Genomic DNA, 14,239 nt, shown 5'->3' with positions numbered 1-14,239 from the left:
CAGAAATTATAGTTTGTGGACCAGATCGATATTGGACTTATGATTCAGCCGCGCCGAGGCTGGAGTCATGACACCAGTACTCATCGCCGGCGCCGGTATCGGCGGCCTCACCACAGCCTTGACGCTGCACGCGCGCGGCTTCGACGCGCTCGTGCTGGAACGCGCACACGACCTGCAGCCGTTGGGAGTTGGGATCAACCTGCTGCCGCATGCGGTCCGCGAACTCACCGAGCTCGGGCTCGGTGACGCGTTGACCGCCATGGCGGTGGCCCCGTCGGCCATCCGCTTCTACACCCACCGCGGCGACCTGCTGTTCACCGAACCCCGCGGACTGGCGGCAGGCGATGCCTATCCGCAGCTGTCGGTGCACCGTGGCCGGCTGCAGATGATGCTGCTCGACGCCGTGCGTGAACGCCTCGGCGCCGACGCGGTCCGCACCGGCAGCGGGGTCACCGGATTCCGGCAGCACGCCGACGGCGTCGTCGTGGACACCGCGGCAGGCGAGGTCGCGGGCTCTGCGCTCGTCGGCGCCGACGGCATCAACTCCGTGGTGCGCGCGGCCCTGCACCCGGGCGATGACCCCTTGCTGTCGTCCGGTATCACCATGTACCGCGGCGCCTGTGACATCACGCCGTTCCTCGACGGGCACACCATGGCAATCGTCAAGGCCGACAACGGGGTTGACCTCATCACGTACCCCATCGGCGGTGGCCAGGTGAACTGGGTCCTCCAGGTCCCCGCCGGGCAGCCCGGCCCACTACAGGGCGATGCCAAGTGGAACGCGCCCGCGACTGCCGACGATGTCCTGCCGCACGTGGCCGACTGGCACCTCGACTGGCTCGACATGGACGCGCTGATCGGCCGCACCCCGGCCGTGTTCAGTTACCCCATGGTCGACAAGGACCCCCTGCCGCACTGGGGTGACGGCCGGGTGACCCTGCTCGGTGACGCCGCCCACCCGATGTACCCCGTCGGGGCCAACGGGGCATCGCAGTCGATCGTGGACGCGCGGGTGCTCGCCGACGAACTGGCGTCCCACGGCTTCGCCGGGCTGCGCAGTTACGAGCGGGCGCGCCTTGCCGAGACCGCCGATGTCATCGCCGCCAACCGCGAGATGCACGTCGCGGGGGCGTCGCGGGCGCCGGCGGATTTGGCGCGGGTCACCACCCGGTACCGGACGGAGACGGCGAATAGCACCCGAGGCGGCGCAACTGCTCACTGATCGCGTCCGCCCGGTCCGTGATCGCCGCGATGTGCCCGTCGGGCCGCACCAGCACGTAGGAGCCGGCCGGCACGTCGTATTCGGGTCCGGGTCTCAGGCACACCTGCGGGACACCGAAATCGACTGCTGCTCCGCCGAATTCGAGCACCGTCCAGTGCGGTCCGCGGAAGACGTCGAACAGCCGGCGGCCGTCGGGCAACAGGCCGTCGGGGGCGCGGTCACCGGCCTGTAGCGCGCCCGGCGCGCGCTCCGCACCCGCCACGGGCCCGCCCCGGTAGCTGATGTCCAGCTGATGGATGGCGGACGGCGCCGGCCCGGTCGCGGCGAAGCCCTGGCGGTGCAGCGCACCGCTGAGCGCAAGTACGTTGGCCGCCACCGGCATCCGTTCGGCGGCGTAGCTGTCCAGCAGTTCATCGGGCGCGCCGGCCAGCACGGCGGCCAGTTTCCAGCCGAGGTTGTAGGCGTCCTGCACGCCGGTGTTGACGCCCTGTCCCCCGGCCGGCGAATGGACGTGGGCGGCGTCACCGGCCAGCAGCACGCGACCCAGGCGGAACTGTTGTGCCATCAGTAGATTCACGCGGTACTCCGAGATCCACCGCAGGTCCGACAACACGACATCACGTCGCCCCGAGCGCTGGTCCAGCAGTTCCCGCATGCCGTCCAGAGTCAGAGCGGGCGGGTCCTCGCCCGGCGCCATCGTCACCACCAGCTGGAAGTGCTCGGTACCCGGCAGGTTCCACAACGAGAACCGCTTGGTTTGGTCACCGTCACGCGTGAGCAGGTGGCAGCACCGGCCGTCGAGTCCGGTCGCCCGGACGTCGCCCACGATGATGCGTTCCTCGGTCAGCGCCCCGCCGAGAAACTCCACGCCGGACACCTTGCGCACGGTGCTGCGGCCGCCGTCCGCTCCGACGAGATAGTCGGCGCGGATCGGACCGCGGCGGGTCTGCACGGTCACACCGTCGCCGTCTTGCTCGAAACCCGTTACCTCGGTATCGAATTCGATGAACCCACCGAGTTCGGCGAACCGCGCCGCCAGGATCTGGTCGGTCCGCCACTGCGGTATCAGCCAGGTGAAGGGATACGGCACGGCCGGCGTGGCCGCGAGTTCGGGCAGCCCCAGGAGTTCGTAGATCGGCTTGGTCCAGACCACCTCGGCGCCGCGGTACAGGCGCATGGGCGGAAACGTCTCGCCGGCCGCGAGCACGGCGCCGATGACGCCGAGGTCGTCGAACACTTCGAGGGTGCGCGGTTGCAGTCCCTTACCGCGTGAACCGGGAAACAACGCCGGCGCCCGGTCCAGCACGCGAACCGGTACGCCTCGGCGCGCCAGCTCGATGGCGAGGGTCAGTCCGGTCGGCCCGGCACCGGCGATCACCACGCTCATCGGGCACCGCCCAGCAGGGGCAGCAGTACCTCGTCGATGAGCCGCGCACTGAAGGCGGCGTCGACGGGCCGGTCGAGGTGCATCTGCCGCAGGATCATCGCTTCGGCGACGTCGTGGATCAGGTCGACGTCGGCGTCGGGGGCGATGTCACCCCGTGCGATGGCGCGCTGGAGCGCGTCGTGGAACGGCGAAAGCTCCTCTTTGTCCAGATGCTGGCGGATGGCCTCGGCGAGTTGGTCGTCGTGGCGCATGAGCGTCGCGAGTTCGGCCGTGACGCGCGTCAGCGGGTCAGCGACGTTCGCAGCGATGGCGTCCATCACGGCGAACAGGTCGGTACGCAGCGTCCCGGTATCGGGCATCGACGCGTTGCGGGCAGCGTCGGCGGCGTCGAGCGTGGCACGGACGAGTTGCGCCTTGTTCGGCCAACGGCGATAGATGGTCGCCTTGCTGGCACCTGCCCGCACCGCGACCGCGTCGATGGTCAATGCCGCGTAACCCCGCTCGACGAGCAAGTCGGCTGTCGCCGCGAGCACCGCCTGTTCCCGCTCCATCCCTCGAACCATGACCGAAGTGTACGAAACCGTTTCGTACACTTCAAAATCTTTTCCCGGTTGCCGGGATAAAACTGCAACACGTTTCAGTTTCCGGCCTATTGGCAGCTACGCTGAGCTCGTGCCAGGAGTGACGGACGCCGGGAGTCAACCGGCAATTGAAGGTTGGTGGGACACCGACGAAAACGGTGCGCCGCACCTGATCGGGGCCAAGTGCCCGCAGTGCGGGACCTACGTTTTCCCGCCCCGCGCCAATAACTGCCCCAGCCCGGCCTGTGACAGCGACGTGCTCGAGCCCGTCGCGTTGTCGCGCCGCGGCACGGTGTGGAGCTACACCGAGAACCGGTATCCCCCGCCGGCGCCCTACCCGGCCGCTGATCCGTTCGAACCGTTCGCCATCGCCGCCGTCCAGCTGGAGGCCGAGGGCCTCATCGTGCTGGGCAAGGTCGTCGAGGGCACGCTCGCTGCGGATCTCAAGGTCGGCATGGAGATGGAACTGACCACCATGCCGCTGTACACGGACGCCCACGGTGTCGAGCGGACCACCTATGCCTGGGAGATCGCGAAGTGAGTACGCCTGAGCCGTTGTACATCCTCGGTGCGGGTATGCACCCGTGGGGCAAGTGGGGCCGCGACTTCACCGAGTACGGCGTCGTCGCCGCCCGCGCCGCACTGGCCGAGGCCGGCCTGGACTGGCGTCAGATCCAGCTGGTCGCCGGCGCCGACACCATCCGCAACGGCTACCCCGGCTTCATCGCCGGTTCGACGTTCGCCCAGAAGCTGGGCTGGAACGGCGTGCCGGTGTCGTCGTCGTACGCCGCGTGCGCCAGTGGTTCGCAGGCCCTGCAGAGCGCCCGTGCCCACATCCTCGCCGGCTTCTGCGACGTAGCGCTGGTCATCGGCGCCGACACCACGCCCAAGGGTGCCTTCGCCCCCGTCGGTGGCGAGCGCAAGAACGACCCCGACTGGCAGCGCTTCCACCTGCTGGGTGCGATGAACCCGGTGTACTTCGCCCTGCTGGCCCGCCGCCGCATGGACCTGTACGGCGCCACCTCTGAAGACTTCGCCCAGATCAAGGTGAAGAACTCCAAGCACGGCCTGAACAACCCGAATGCCCGGTACCACAAAGAGGCTTCGGTCGAGGACGTGCTGGCCAGCCCGGTCGTCTCCGACCCGCTGCGGCAGCTGGACATCTGCGCCACCTCGGACGGCGCCGCCGCGCTGATCGTGGCCAGCGCCGACTTCGCGCGAAAGCACCTCGGCTCGCTGGAGGGTGTGCCATCGGTGCGTGCGATCAGCACCGTCACGCCGCAGTACCCGCAGCACCTGCCCGAATTGCCGGACATCGCAACGGATTCCACCGCGGCCATCGCCGGGCCGGAACGGGTCTTCAAGGACCAGATCCTCGATGCGGCGTACGCCGAGGCCGGCATCGGACCCGACGACGTCAACCTCGCGGAGGTCTACGACCTGTCGACCGCGCTGGAACTCGACTGGTACGAACACCTTGGCCTGTGCGCCAAGGGTGAGGGCGAGCAGCTGCTGCGCTCCGGTGCCACCACCATCGGTGGCCGCGTGCCGGTCAACCCGTCGGGCGGTCTGGCGTGCTTCGGCGAGGCCATCCCGGCCCAGGCCATCGCGCAGGTGTGTGAGCTGACCTGGCAGCTGAAGGGCCAGGCCACCGGCCGCCAGGTCGAGGGTGCCCGCGTGGGCGTGACGGCGAACCAGGGCCTGTTCGGCCACGGTTCGTCGGTGATCGTCGCGCGCTAGTTCTCGAACCGCAGAACGTGCGGAAAGTCCCGGGAAATTACCGATTTCCCGGGGCTTTCTTGCACAGTGGACCAGTGATGATCTCGGTCCGGGTCAAGCCGGGCAGCCGCAAAGGACCGCTCGTCGAGACCGACGACGACGGCACGCTGGTCGTGTACGTCCGCGAGCAGGCGGTCGACGGCAAGGCCAACACCGCGGTGATCCGGGTGCTGGCCGAACATTTCGACGTACCGAAGTCGCGGGTCGAGCTGGTGTCCGGCGGCGCCGCCCGGATCAAGCGGTTCCGCATCGACGAATAACGCGGATACTGCAGTCATGCCCCGCATCACCGCTGTCCTCGGCGACATCACGAAGCAGGACGTCGACGCGATCGTCAACGCCGCCAACAACGCGATGCGTGGTGGTGGCGGCGTCGACGGCGCCATCCACCGGGCGGGTGGGCCCGCGGTTCTCGCGGATTGCATCGAACGTTTCCCGCATGGCCTGGCGACCGGCGATGCCGGCTGGACCACCGCGGGCAACCTCCCGGCACGCTGGGTGATCCACACCGTCGGGCCGAATTACCGCGCGGGCCAACGCGATCCAGAGCTGCTGCGGTCCTGTTACCGGCGGTCACTCGAAGTCGCGGACGAACTCGGCGCGCAGAGCGTGGCTTTCCCGTTGATCAGCGCGGGTATCTATGGCTGGCCGCTGGACGACGCGGTCGCGATTGCGGTCGAGACGGCCTCCGCCGCCGACACCGCCGTCACGGACGTCAGATTCGTGGCGTTCAGCGACGATATCCACGACAGGATCATGCGACAGCTGCCGTAGGCCCCAGCTCAGGCGACCCCGAGGTAGGCGGCTCGGATGCTGTCGTCCTTCAGCAGGTCCCGGGCATTGCCGCTGCGGGTGACGGCGCCGGTCTCCAGGATGTAGGCCCGATCGGACCGGCTCAGTGCCTGCTGCGCGTTCTGCTCGACCAGCAGCACCGTGGTGCCCTGAGTGTTGATCTCGGAGATGATCCGGAAGATCTGCGAGATGACCATGGGTGCCAGACCCATCGACGGCTCGTCGAGCAGCAGCACCTTGGGCCGGGCCATCAGTGCGCGGCCGATCGCCAGCATCTGCTGTTCGCCACCGGACAGCGTGCCGCCGGCCTGGCTGCGGCGTTCGGCCAGCCGCGGGAACGTCGTCAGCACCCAGTCGAGACGCTCATCGTGGTCGTGCTTGGACTCGAATTTACGGCCATAGCAACCCATTTCGAGATTCTCGATGATGGTCATGCCCGGGAAGATGCCGCGGCCCTCGGGCGCCTGGATGAGGCCCGCGGTCACGCGGCGATGCGCTTTCATCTTCGAGACGTCTTCGCCGTCGAACCACACCGAGCCCGACGACAACGGCAGCAATCCCGAGATGGCCCGCATCATGGTGGTCTTGCCCGCGCCGTTGGAGCCGAGCAGGGTGACCAGTTCGCCCTCCCGCACGACGAGCGAAATACCATGCAGCGCTTGAATTCTGCCGTAGTGGACGACGGCGTCACGGACCTCCAGCAGCACGGGCCGCGGGTCGAGGTCGGTGGACTCAGAGCTGGTCATCGGGCACCCCCAGATAAGCGGCGATGACCTTCGGGTCCTCGCGGATCTCGGCCGGTAGGCCTTCGGCGATCTTGCGGCCGAACTCCAGCACCACGATCCGGTCGGTGACACCCATGACCAGCCGCATGTCGTGTTCGATCAGCAGCACGGTGTAGCCGTCGTCCCGGATCGCCTGGATCAGCTCGATGAGCGCGGACTTCTCGCTCGGATTGAAGCCGGCGGCGGGCTCGTCCAGGCACAGCAGCTTCGGCTCGGTGGCCAGGGCGCGGGCGATCTCCAGCCGGCGCTGGTCGCCGTACGAGAGGTTCCGCGCCTTCTCCTCGCCGCGGTGCGCGATGCCCACGAATTGCAGGAGCGCCGCGGCACGTTCGATGGCGTCGCGTTCCTCGCGGCGGTGCCGCGAGGTGCGCAGCAGCGCGCCCGGGACCGACGTCTTGTGCCGGGCATCGGTGCCGACGACGACGTTCTCCAGCGCCGTCATCTCGCCCCACAGCCGGATGTTCTGGAAGGTGCGCGCGATGCCGCGCCGGGTGATCTGGTGGCGCTTGATCTTGCCGAGCGGCGCGCCGTCGAACATCACCGATCCGGACGACGGCCGGTAGACACCGGTGATGGCGTTGAAGCAGGTGGTCTTGCCGGCGCCGTTGGGGCCGATGAGGCCGAGAATCTCGCCGCGCCGGATGTCGAACGTCACCGAGTCGAGCGCGGTGAGCCCGCCGAATTTGACGGTGAGATCGGTTGTGGCCAAGAGCTTCTCGCCCTCGGCGACCTGCACGTCCCGGTGCAGGGCGGCGAGTTCCTCGTCGGGCGCGGGCTCGAAGGTGTCGCTCATGCCGCCGCCTTCGATTCGTCGGCGTTGCGTAGCAGCGCGCGCGCCGCCTTGCCGTAGGTCAGCAGCTGCTGACGTACCGGGAAGAGGCCCTGCGGCCGGAAGATCATCAGTACCACCAGTGCCAGGCCGAAGAACAGGTACTTGAGGTCGCCGAGATTGATGCCGAGGAAGTGCACTCCGAGCAGCCGGTTGGGCAGGTACACGATGATGAACGCGCCGATGATCACGCCGAGCTTGTTGCCCTGCCCGCCGAGGACCACCGCGCACAGGAACAGCATCGAGTTGATGATGTTGAAGGTGGGCGGCGCGACGTACTGCACCTGACCGGCATACAGCGCGCCCGACAGGCCGCCGATGCCCGCGCCGATGACGAACGCCCACAGCTTGAACTTGAACGTGTTGACACCCATGACTTCTGCGGCGTCCTCGTCCTCGCGGATGGCGACCCACGCCCGCCCGACGCGGCTGCGTTCCAGGTTGCCGACGAGCAGCAGGATGCCGATCATGAGCACCAGCCCCAGCCAGAACCACCACGTGCCGTAGTTGGCGGCGCCGGCGGAGTTACCGCTCGAGAACACGCCCGTCGGGAGTTTGTCCGTCTCCCCCAGTCGCGGATAGGCGATCTGGTTGAGGCCGCGGGCACCGTTGGTCAGGTCGGAGAGGTTGTCGGCCAGCAGCCGGATGATTTCGCCGAACCCGAGCGTGACGATGGCGAGGTAGTCGCCGCGCAACCGCAGTGTCGGGATGCCCAGCACCAGGCCGGCCATGGCGGTGACCGCCATGGCCAGGGGGACGCAGGCCAGCCAGGCCCAGTCCTTGTCGAGGAACCCGTCGACCCCGACCTGGTTCCAGGGGCTGTCGGGGCTGGTCAGCAGCGCGACGGTGTAGGCACCGACGGCGTAGAACCCGACATAGCCGAGGTCGAGCAATCCGGCTTGACCCACAACGACATTGAGGCCGATCGCGATGATCGCCACCATCGCGAACTGCGCCATGGTGCCGCCGAAGCTGATGCCGGGTGTGTTGAGGAACGACGGGGTGTGCAGCGGCAGGTACGCCACCAGAACGAACACGAGAACGCCGAAGGACCACTTCGCCGGTCTCGACTGTTGATCCCACCATCGGCGGATCTGGTCGCCGGGTGCCAGCAGGTACCGGGCTACGCCGTCGTTTCGATGCTGCCCGCTCATGCGCGTGCCTTCCCGAGACTTTCACCGAGTATTCCGGTGGGACGGACCAACAGCACCAGCACGAGGAGGACGAACGCCACCACGTCGCGCCATTGGGTGCCGAAGAACGCCTGGCCGTAGTTCTCCATGATGCCGAGGATCAACCCACCGAGCAGGGCGCCCCGCAGGTTGCCGATACCGCCGAGCACCGCGGCCGAGAATGCCTTGATTCCCAACAGGAAGCCGCCCGAGTAGATGATGCCCTGCGGCACCTTCAAGGTGAAGAGCAGAGCCGCGGCACCGGCCAGCAGGCCACCGATGAGGAACGTCGTCATGATGATGCGTTCCCGGGACACGCCCATGAGGGTTGCGGTCGTCGGGTCCTGCGCGACGGCGCGGATGCCGCGGCCGAACTTGGTGCGGTTGAGCGCGATGTCGGTGAGCAGCGCCAGCACGATGGCGGCCACGACGATGACGATGGTGACGTTCGAGATGTTCGCGCTGAAGAGCGTGAACTGAGTCTTGGGTTGTACCAGGATGATCGGCTGCTGGGCATTGCTGCCGCCGAAGCCCTTCAGAATCTTCGGCAGCACGAAGTGCACGAATTCCTGGAGGACGAACGACATGCCGATGGCGGTGATGAGGAACGTCAGCCCGCGCGCATTGCGGCGGCGCAGCGGCCGGTAGGCCACGACCTCCAGCCCGACGGCCGCGGCGCCGGAGACCAGCATCGCGACCACCATGGCGACGCCCAGGTAGAAGATGGTCAACCCGACGCCCAGGTTGTAGGCGTTTCCGCTGGGCTTGAACCCGAGAATGATCTCCAGCGCGAAGTACGCGCCGAACATGCCGAGCATGAAGATTTCCGAGTGCGCGAAGTTGATCAGTCGCAGCACGCCGAACACCAGGGTGTAGCCGACGGCGACGAGGGCATAGATCGCACCCCACGACAACCCGTCAATCGTCAACTGCCAGAACCCGTTCACCAGGTTGTCGACGTTGAAATTGATGTTGGCCGCGGTGCACACGTAGTGGCCGACGCAGTCGGGTGTCATCGGGTGGCGGCTCCTCGGTTATCGCGGTGGTGAGAGTCCAGGAACGACGACGCGCCCGGCACGGGGTCCGGACGCGTCGTCGTCTGCAGATTCCTACTGGACCTTGTAGATCCAGATCAGGTTGGTGGTCAGCTCACCCTTGTTGTTCCACTGGTACTTGCGGGCCACGCCCTGACCTTCGTACTTGGTCACGAAGTCCAGCAGCGCGGGCCGGGTGACGGCACCCGAGTCGATGCCCTTGACCAGGATGGTGCCCAGGTCATAGCCCTCGGTGCTGTACGTGCCGGGCTCCTGGCCGAACTTCTTGGTGTATTCCTCGGCGAACTGCTTGCTCGCCGGGCCGCACGGGCAGGACAGGATGGCGCCCTTCGTCGCCTCGCCGCCCTGCTTGACGAACTCGGGGTCCTTCGTGCCGTCGGCGCTGGCGAACGTCGCGGTGACGCCGCCGTCCTTGAGCTGCTGAGCGAACGTCGCGGCCTCGGCGTAGTAGCCGCTGTAGAAGATCGCGTCGGGCGCGGCACCCTTGATCTGGGTGACGGCCGCCGAGAAGTCCTTGTCGCCCTTCTTGACCGAGATGTTGCACGCCGAGTCGGCGACCGGTCCCAGCGTGGTGCGCACGGCCGTGGCCAGGCCCAGGCCGTAGTCGGTGCTGTCGTCGACGACGCAGACCTTCTTGTAATTGAGCGTGTTCTTCAGGTAGTTCGCAACCGACGGGCCCTGCACGCCGTCGTTGGCCAGGCCGCGGAAGAAGGTCTTCCAGCCGTTCTCGCTCAGCGTGACATTGGTGGCCGAGGCGGTGGCGGCGACGAGGCCGGCCTGGTCGAAGACGGTGCCGGTGGCCTTGGTCTCGCCGGAAAAGGCGGGGCCGACCAGGCCGATGGTGAACTTGTCGTCGACGATCTGCGGCGCGATGCCCGTCGCCTTCTGCGGGTCACCCTCGGTGTCGAAGGTCTTGAGCGTCACCTGGCAGCCGGGGTTGGCCGCGTTGTGCTTGTCGATGGCGAGCTGCACGCCGTCCTTGATGTTGATGCCCAGTGCGGCGTCGGGGCCGTTCAGCGCGCCCGCCATGGCGATGTTCACCGGCGGGCAGGTGGCCTTGCCGTCACCGGCGGGATCGGCAGGAGTCGCGCCGGCGGCGCCCTTGACCTCGGCACCGTTCTCGTCGATCTGCACCTGTTCGACGATCTTGAGATTCGAGCCGGCCGCGCCGCTCTGCTTCGGATCAGACTGGCTGCATCCCGCCAGACCGAACACGATCAGACCGGCACTGCCGACTGCAAGAGCATTCCGAGCTACGCGACTGCGCACGCTTCACCTCCGGGTCATGGTTACGTGGCACCGGACGCGGCCTGCACTCTTCGCAGGTGGGGCCGACATCCGCTGCTTCGCGTAGACAGTAACCAACACGGCGCGGCTATACGCGCTGTTGAGCGATGCTGGCCGACGTTGTCTTCATCGGACCTGTGTAAATGCTGCGGCCGGAAACACAGAGTTAACGGGACGCGCCTGCGGGACTCAGCCGGCTGACGGTTCTGTCGCTTCCGCGGCCGGCGGATCCAGCGTCTCGACGACGACCTCGGCGACGCGTTTCATCGTGGTGCGACGGTCCATGGCCGCCCGCTGAATCCACTTGAACGCCTCGGGTTCGGTCATGCCCTGCTTGGTCTGCAGGATACCTTTGGCGCGCTCGACGAGCTTGCGCGTCTCGAGCCGGTCGGACAGCGACAGGACTTCCTTCTCCAGCGCTGTCAGCTCACCGAAGCGGCTCACCGCAACCTCGATGGCCGGCACCAGATCCGTGATGGAGAACGGCTTGACCAGGTAGGCCATGGCACCTGCATCGCGGGCCCGTTCGACCAGCTCACGCTGGGAAAACGCGGTCAGGATCACGATGGGCGCGATGCGCTTGGCGGCGATCTCGGAGGCGGCGTCGATGCCGTCGCGGCGCGGCATCTTCACATCCATGATCACCAGGTCAGGCTTGAGCTGCTCGGCGAGCTCGACGGCCTCCTGGCCGTCGCCGGCCTCGCCGACGATCTCGTAGCCCTCCTCGCGGAGCATCTCCGCCAGGTCCAGCCGGATGAGCGCCTCATCCTCGGCCACGAGGACTCGGCGCGGTGCGACATCAGATGTTGACCCGGTCATCCCCATATTGTCGCGTGAGCGGTCCGATGAAGCGACCTCGGGGCGCGGCGGGCCCTGAGAATCACATCAACTATGGTGGTACACCGCACCCGGTCAACGGGTGCGACGCCCTCGTATCCCAACTGGCAGAGGAAACGGATTCAAAACCCGTGCAGTGTGAGTTCGAATCTCACCGAGGGCACCAAAACCGCAGGTCAGAGCGCCACTAGGCGACAAACCGTCAGTAAGCGCGGTCCGCTAGTAAGCAGACAGTAAGCACGACAGCCACCAACAGCACTAAGATGCCGCTATGACCACGGCCAAACGTGCAGCTCGCGCAAGCGTTATCGACCTTTGGCACCGGCCGCCCCGCAAGGGTGAACAGGTCTATTACCCCGGCGATGGCATGCCCGGTCCGACGTGGTGCATGGACCGAACCCACTTCCGGGAACCCGGCACCATGGTGTGCAGCACTCGTCACGGTGAGGGCAAGCGATGGCGTGCCGCGTGGGTTGACCACGACGGACAACAACGCGCAAAGGCATACGACAAGCGCACCGATGCCGACGCGCATATCAAGGCCACTACTACGCAGCTCGGTACCGGCACGTACGCCGATCCGCAACGCTCGGCGGTGACGTTCGGCACCGTGGCCGACGCTTGGCTGAAAACCAAGGAAGCCGCCAACCGGGCACCCAAGACAGTTGAGGGTTACCGGGGACTACTTGAGGTGGTGATCCTGCCCAAATGGGACGCCTACCCACTGCGGGACATCACTCACGAGGGCTTGCAGAAGTGGTTTACGTGGCTGGCGACAAACCCCGCAGCGCGCAAGCACGCGAAACGCAACGAGGCCGGCGACGTGGTGAAGACCGGCCTATCCCCCGCCCGCGTGATTCAGATTCACCAAGTGGTGCACCAGGTGTTCGCCTACGCGATTCGATGCAAGTACTTGGCAGTAAACCCGGCCGATCACATTCAGCGCCCGAGTAAGCCGCAAGGCAAAGAACTTGCGCTCACGCATGAACAATTGCGCGCACTGGCGGACAACACCGCCAAGGCCGAGGAGGCGGTACGGCACCGCTCCGATACTGCGCCGGCCGGAACCTCCCCCCAGGGTCTCGCCACGATGGTCCTGCTCATGGGTTACGGCGGTCTACGGTTCGGCGAAGTCATCGCGCTCCGAGTGGGCAAGGTCAACCTGACTACCCGGCGTATACGCGTGGACAGATCAATTACGCAGGTTCGCGGTCAAGGTTGGGTGGAAGGCGACACCAAGACACATACACGGCGTGACGTGCCGATCTTGACCGACGAACTAGCCAAGGCGCTCAAGCTGGTGGTTAAGGGTCGCGACCCCTCTGAGTACGTGTTCACCGGCCCGCACGGGCAGGTGATGACGATTGGATGGTTTAACGCACGTTTCTCCAAGGCTGTTGAGGCGCTAGGCATCCCAGGCGTAACGCCGCATACGTTGAGGCATTCGGCCGGCTCGTTGGCACTCAGTGAGGGTGCATCGGTGGTCACAACGCAGAAGCTTTTGGGCCATCGCAACGCCACGACGACGATGAACGTCTACAGCCACATGCTGCCGGATGACTTCGACAACCTGGCGGCTGCGATGAACAAGGCCATAGCGGCGAAGTAGTACCGGTTTCTGGGCGCCCTAACCTGCGGCGCTGCGGAGACGCACAAATTCCGCATGTCCGGATTTCCGGATTTTTCTTCCGACCTGTCGTCACGCGTTGCTACCGTCAGGCACAGCGGGCCACCGGGGGTAAATGGTGGCGAATGCAAATTACGGGTAAAGGCGAACGAGGGATTCGCCATGCCCAAAAAGGGGAGGAAAAGATGGCCGTACAGGACACCACCACCATTGTCTACGCCGACGAAGTTGCACGCATTCTGAATCGCAGCGTTGACACCATTCGCTACTGGCAGCGGATGGGCACGGTGCTGCCTAAGTCCTACAAGTTGGGACGGCGCCGACACTGGCTACGTTCGGAGATTGAAGCGCTGATTGCCGCTTGATGGGGGTCGCGGAATTGGCACCGACAAGTCAACTGCAAGAATTTCGCAACCCGTCGTATAGGCTCAAAGTAGAGCCCGAAAAAATCAAAAACTGCATAGGTGGTTGGAGTGGGTCGCGAGCGCGCGAGCGTGCCACTACAAAGTCGCTACCGTCACGCAAGACCGACCGCGTAGACATCATCAACGCACCATACTGGCAGATCAGCAGGGATGGCAGCCTGTACTACAACAGGCAACGACGGGCACCAGTCGGGAACCCGCCAAGGATCGACCTTGGCCCCAATGCGCACCCACCAGTCATCCCCGCATTCGGAGACGGCAGCCGAGACCGGTTTGTGGACGAACTCGTCTGCGCGCATTTCCATACACAGATTCCCATCACACAGCAACGCCACACAATCGTCCGACATTTCGACGGAGATTCGCTGAACTGTGCGGCGGACAACGGGCTCTTCATGATTGAGGGTGTAGAACGGTCAGCTGCTGTCGGCCTGTGATTGGGGTGTCTGGTTGGCTGGGTG

15 protein-coding genes and 1 tRNA gene are annotated in these 14,239 nt (G+C 66.1%); 8 read left to right on the top strand and 8 right to left on the bottom strand.

Annotated features, from left to right (window positions below; all coding sequences use genetic code 11):
- Window positions 1–67 precede the first annotated feature (67 nt).
- On the top strand, window positions 68–1,222 hold the full coding sequence (locus ACJH6H_RS27195) for an FAD-dependent monooxygenase (protein WP_212814049.1): 1,155 nt from the start codon (window positions 68–70) through the stop codon (window positions 1,220–1,222).
- Here ACJH6H_RS27195 and ACJH6H_RS27190 read toward each other — a convergent pair.
- Together ACJH6H_RS27190 and ACJH6H_RS27185 are read right to left on the bottom strand one after the other, a co-directional pair.
- A complete protein-coding gene (locus tag ACJH6H_RS27190) occupies window positions 1,161–2,609 on the bottom strand; it encodes an FAD-dependent monooxygenase (protein ID WP_212814047.1) in 1,449 nt (482 codons plus the stop codon). The genes ACJH6H_RS27195 and ACJH6H_RS27190 overlap by 62 nt on opposite strands.
- A complete protein-coding gene (locus ACJH6H_RS27185) occupies window positions 2,606–3,172 on the bottom strand; it encodes a TetR/AcrR family transcriptional regulator (RefSeq protein ID WP_212814044.1) in 567 nt (188 codons plus the stop codon). Before ACJH6H_RS27185 ends, ACJH6H_RS27190 begins: the two co-directional genes overlap by 4 nt.
- A 118-nt stretch (window positions 3,173–3,290) precedes the next feature.
- Between ACJH6H_RS27185 and ACJH6H_RS27180 the strand changes: the two genes are divergently transcribed.
- The 4 genes from ACJH6H_RS27180 to ACJH6H_RS27165 all read left to right on the top strand — a co-directional run bounded on the left by ACJH6H_RS27180 (window position 3,291) and on the right by ACJH6H_RS27165 (window position 5,743).
- Complete coding sequence (locus ACJH6H_RS27180; RefSeq protein WP_406776188.1) at window positions 3,291–3,731, top strand: Zn-ribbon domain-containing OB-fold protein; 441 nt, start codon at window positions 3,291–3,293, stop codon at window positions 3,729–3,731.
- The gene (locus ACJH6H_RS27175) at window positions 3,728–4,930 is read left to right on the top strand and encodes a lipid-transfer protein (protein WP_053856122.1); all 1,203 of its coding nucleotides are present in this window, start codon (window positions 3,728–3,730) and stop codon (window positions 4,928–4,930) included. Before ACJH6H_RS27180 ends, ACJH6H_RS27175 begins: the two co-directional genes overlap by 4 nt.
- Window positions 4,931–5,007: 77 nt before the next feature.
- A complete protein-coding gene (locus ACJH6H_RS27170; RefSeq protein ID WP_212814759.1) occupies window positions 5,008–5,229 on the top strand; it encodes a DUF167 domain-containing protein in 222 nt (73 codons plus the stop codon).
- Window positions 5,230–5,245: 16 nt separating this feature from the next.
- Window positions 5,246–5,743 carry an O-acetyl-ADP-ribose deacetylase gene (locus ACJH6H_RS27165; RefSeq protein ID WP_318986346.1) on the top strand — a complete coding sequence of 166 codons (498 nt, stop codon included), beginning with the start codon at window positions 5,246–5,248 and terminating at the stop codon, window positions 5,741–5,743.
- Window positions 5,744–5,751: 8 nt separating this feature from the next.
- On the opposite strand, the gene ACJH6H_RS27160 is transcribed toward ACJH6H_RS27165, so the two are convergent.
- From ACJH6H_RS27160 to ACJH6H_RS27135, 6 genes are all read right to left on the bottom strand, one after another.
- The gene (locus ACJH6H_RS27160; RefSeq protein WP_318986345.1) at window positions 5,752–6,507 is read right to left on the bottom strand and encodes an ABC transporter ATP-binding protein; all 756 of its coding nucleotides are present in this window, start codon (window positions 6,505–6,507) and stop codon (window positions 5,752–5,754) included.
- A complete protein-coding gene (locus ACJH6H_RS27155; protein WP_318986344.1) occupies window positions 6,494–7,339 on the bottom strand; it encodes an ABC transporter ATP-binding protein in 846 nt (281 codons plus the stop codon). Before ACJH6H_RS27155 ends, ACJH6H_RS27160 begins: the two co-directional genes overlap by 14 nt.
- A complete protein-coding gene (locus ACJH6H_RS27150; protein ID WP_318986343.1) occupies window positions 7,336–8,529 on the bottom strand; it encodes a branched-chain amino acid ABC transporter permease in 1,194 nt (397 codons plus the stop codon). The genes ACJH6H_RS27155 and ACJH6H_RS27150 overlap by 4 nt, the downstream gene beginning before the upstream one ends.
- The gene (locus ACJH6H_RS27145) at window positions 8,526–9,563 is read right to left on the bottom strand and encodes a branched-chain amino acid ABC transporter permease (protein WP_318986342.1); all 1,038 of its coding nucleotides are present in this window, start codon (window positions 9,561–9,563) and stop codon (window positions 8,526–8,528) included. Before ACJH6H_RS27145 ends, ACJH6H_RS27150 begins: the two co-directional genes overlap by 4 nt.
- A 93-nt stretch (window positions 9,564–9,656) precedes the next feature.
- On the bottom strand, window positions 9,657–10,871 hold the full coding sequence (locus ACJH6H_RS27140; RefSeq protein ID WP_212814028.1) for a branched-chain amino acid ABC transporter substrate-binding protein: 1,215 nt from the start codon (window positions 10,869–10,871) through the stop codon (window positions 9,657–9,659).
- Between the two features lie 207 nt (window positions 10,872–11,078).
- The gene (locus ACJH6H_RS27135) at window positions 11,079–11,708 is read right to left on the bottom strand and encodes an ANTAR domain-containing response regulator (protein WP_212814026.1); all 630 of its coding nucleotides are present in this window, start codon (window positions 11,706–11,708) and stop codon (window positions 11,079–11,081) included.
- Window positions 11,709–11,815: 107 nt separating this feature from the next.
- Here ACJH6H_RS27135 and ACJH6H_RS27130 point away from each other — a divergent pair.
- The 3 genes from ACJH6H_RS27130 (at window position 11,816) to ACJH6H_RS27120 (ending at window position 13,718) form a co-directional block, all read left to right on the top strand.
- Window positions 11,816–11,892: transfer RNA gene (locus ACJH6H_RS27130), tRNA-Leu, on the top strand.
- A gap of 105 nt (window positions 11,893–11,997) precedes the next feature.
- Complete coding sequence (locus tag ACJH6H_RS27125) at window positions 11,998–13,335, top strand: tyrosine-type recombinase/integrase (RefSeq protein WP_406776182.1); 1,338 nt, start codon at window positions 11,998–12,000, stop codon at window positions 13,333–13,335.
- A 143-nt stretch (window positions 13,336–13,478) separates the two neighbouring features.
- Complete coding sequence (locus tag ACJH6H_RS27120; protein WP_406776181.1) at window positions 13,479–13,718, top strand: helix-turn-helix transcriptional regulator; 240 nt, start codon at window positions 13,479–13,481, stop codon at window positions 13,716–13,718.
- Window positions 13,719–14,239: the final 521 nt, after the last annotated feature.

The organism is Mycobacterium sp. SMC-21 (assembly GCF_045310825.1).
GTDB lineage: Bacteria > Actinomycetota > Actinomycetes > Mycobacteriales > Mycobacteriaceae > Mycobacterium.
This window is presented reverse-complemented; position numbering and strand designations above follow the sequence as displayed.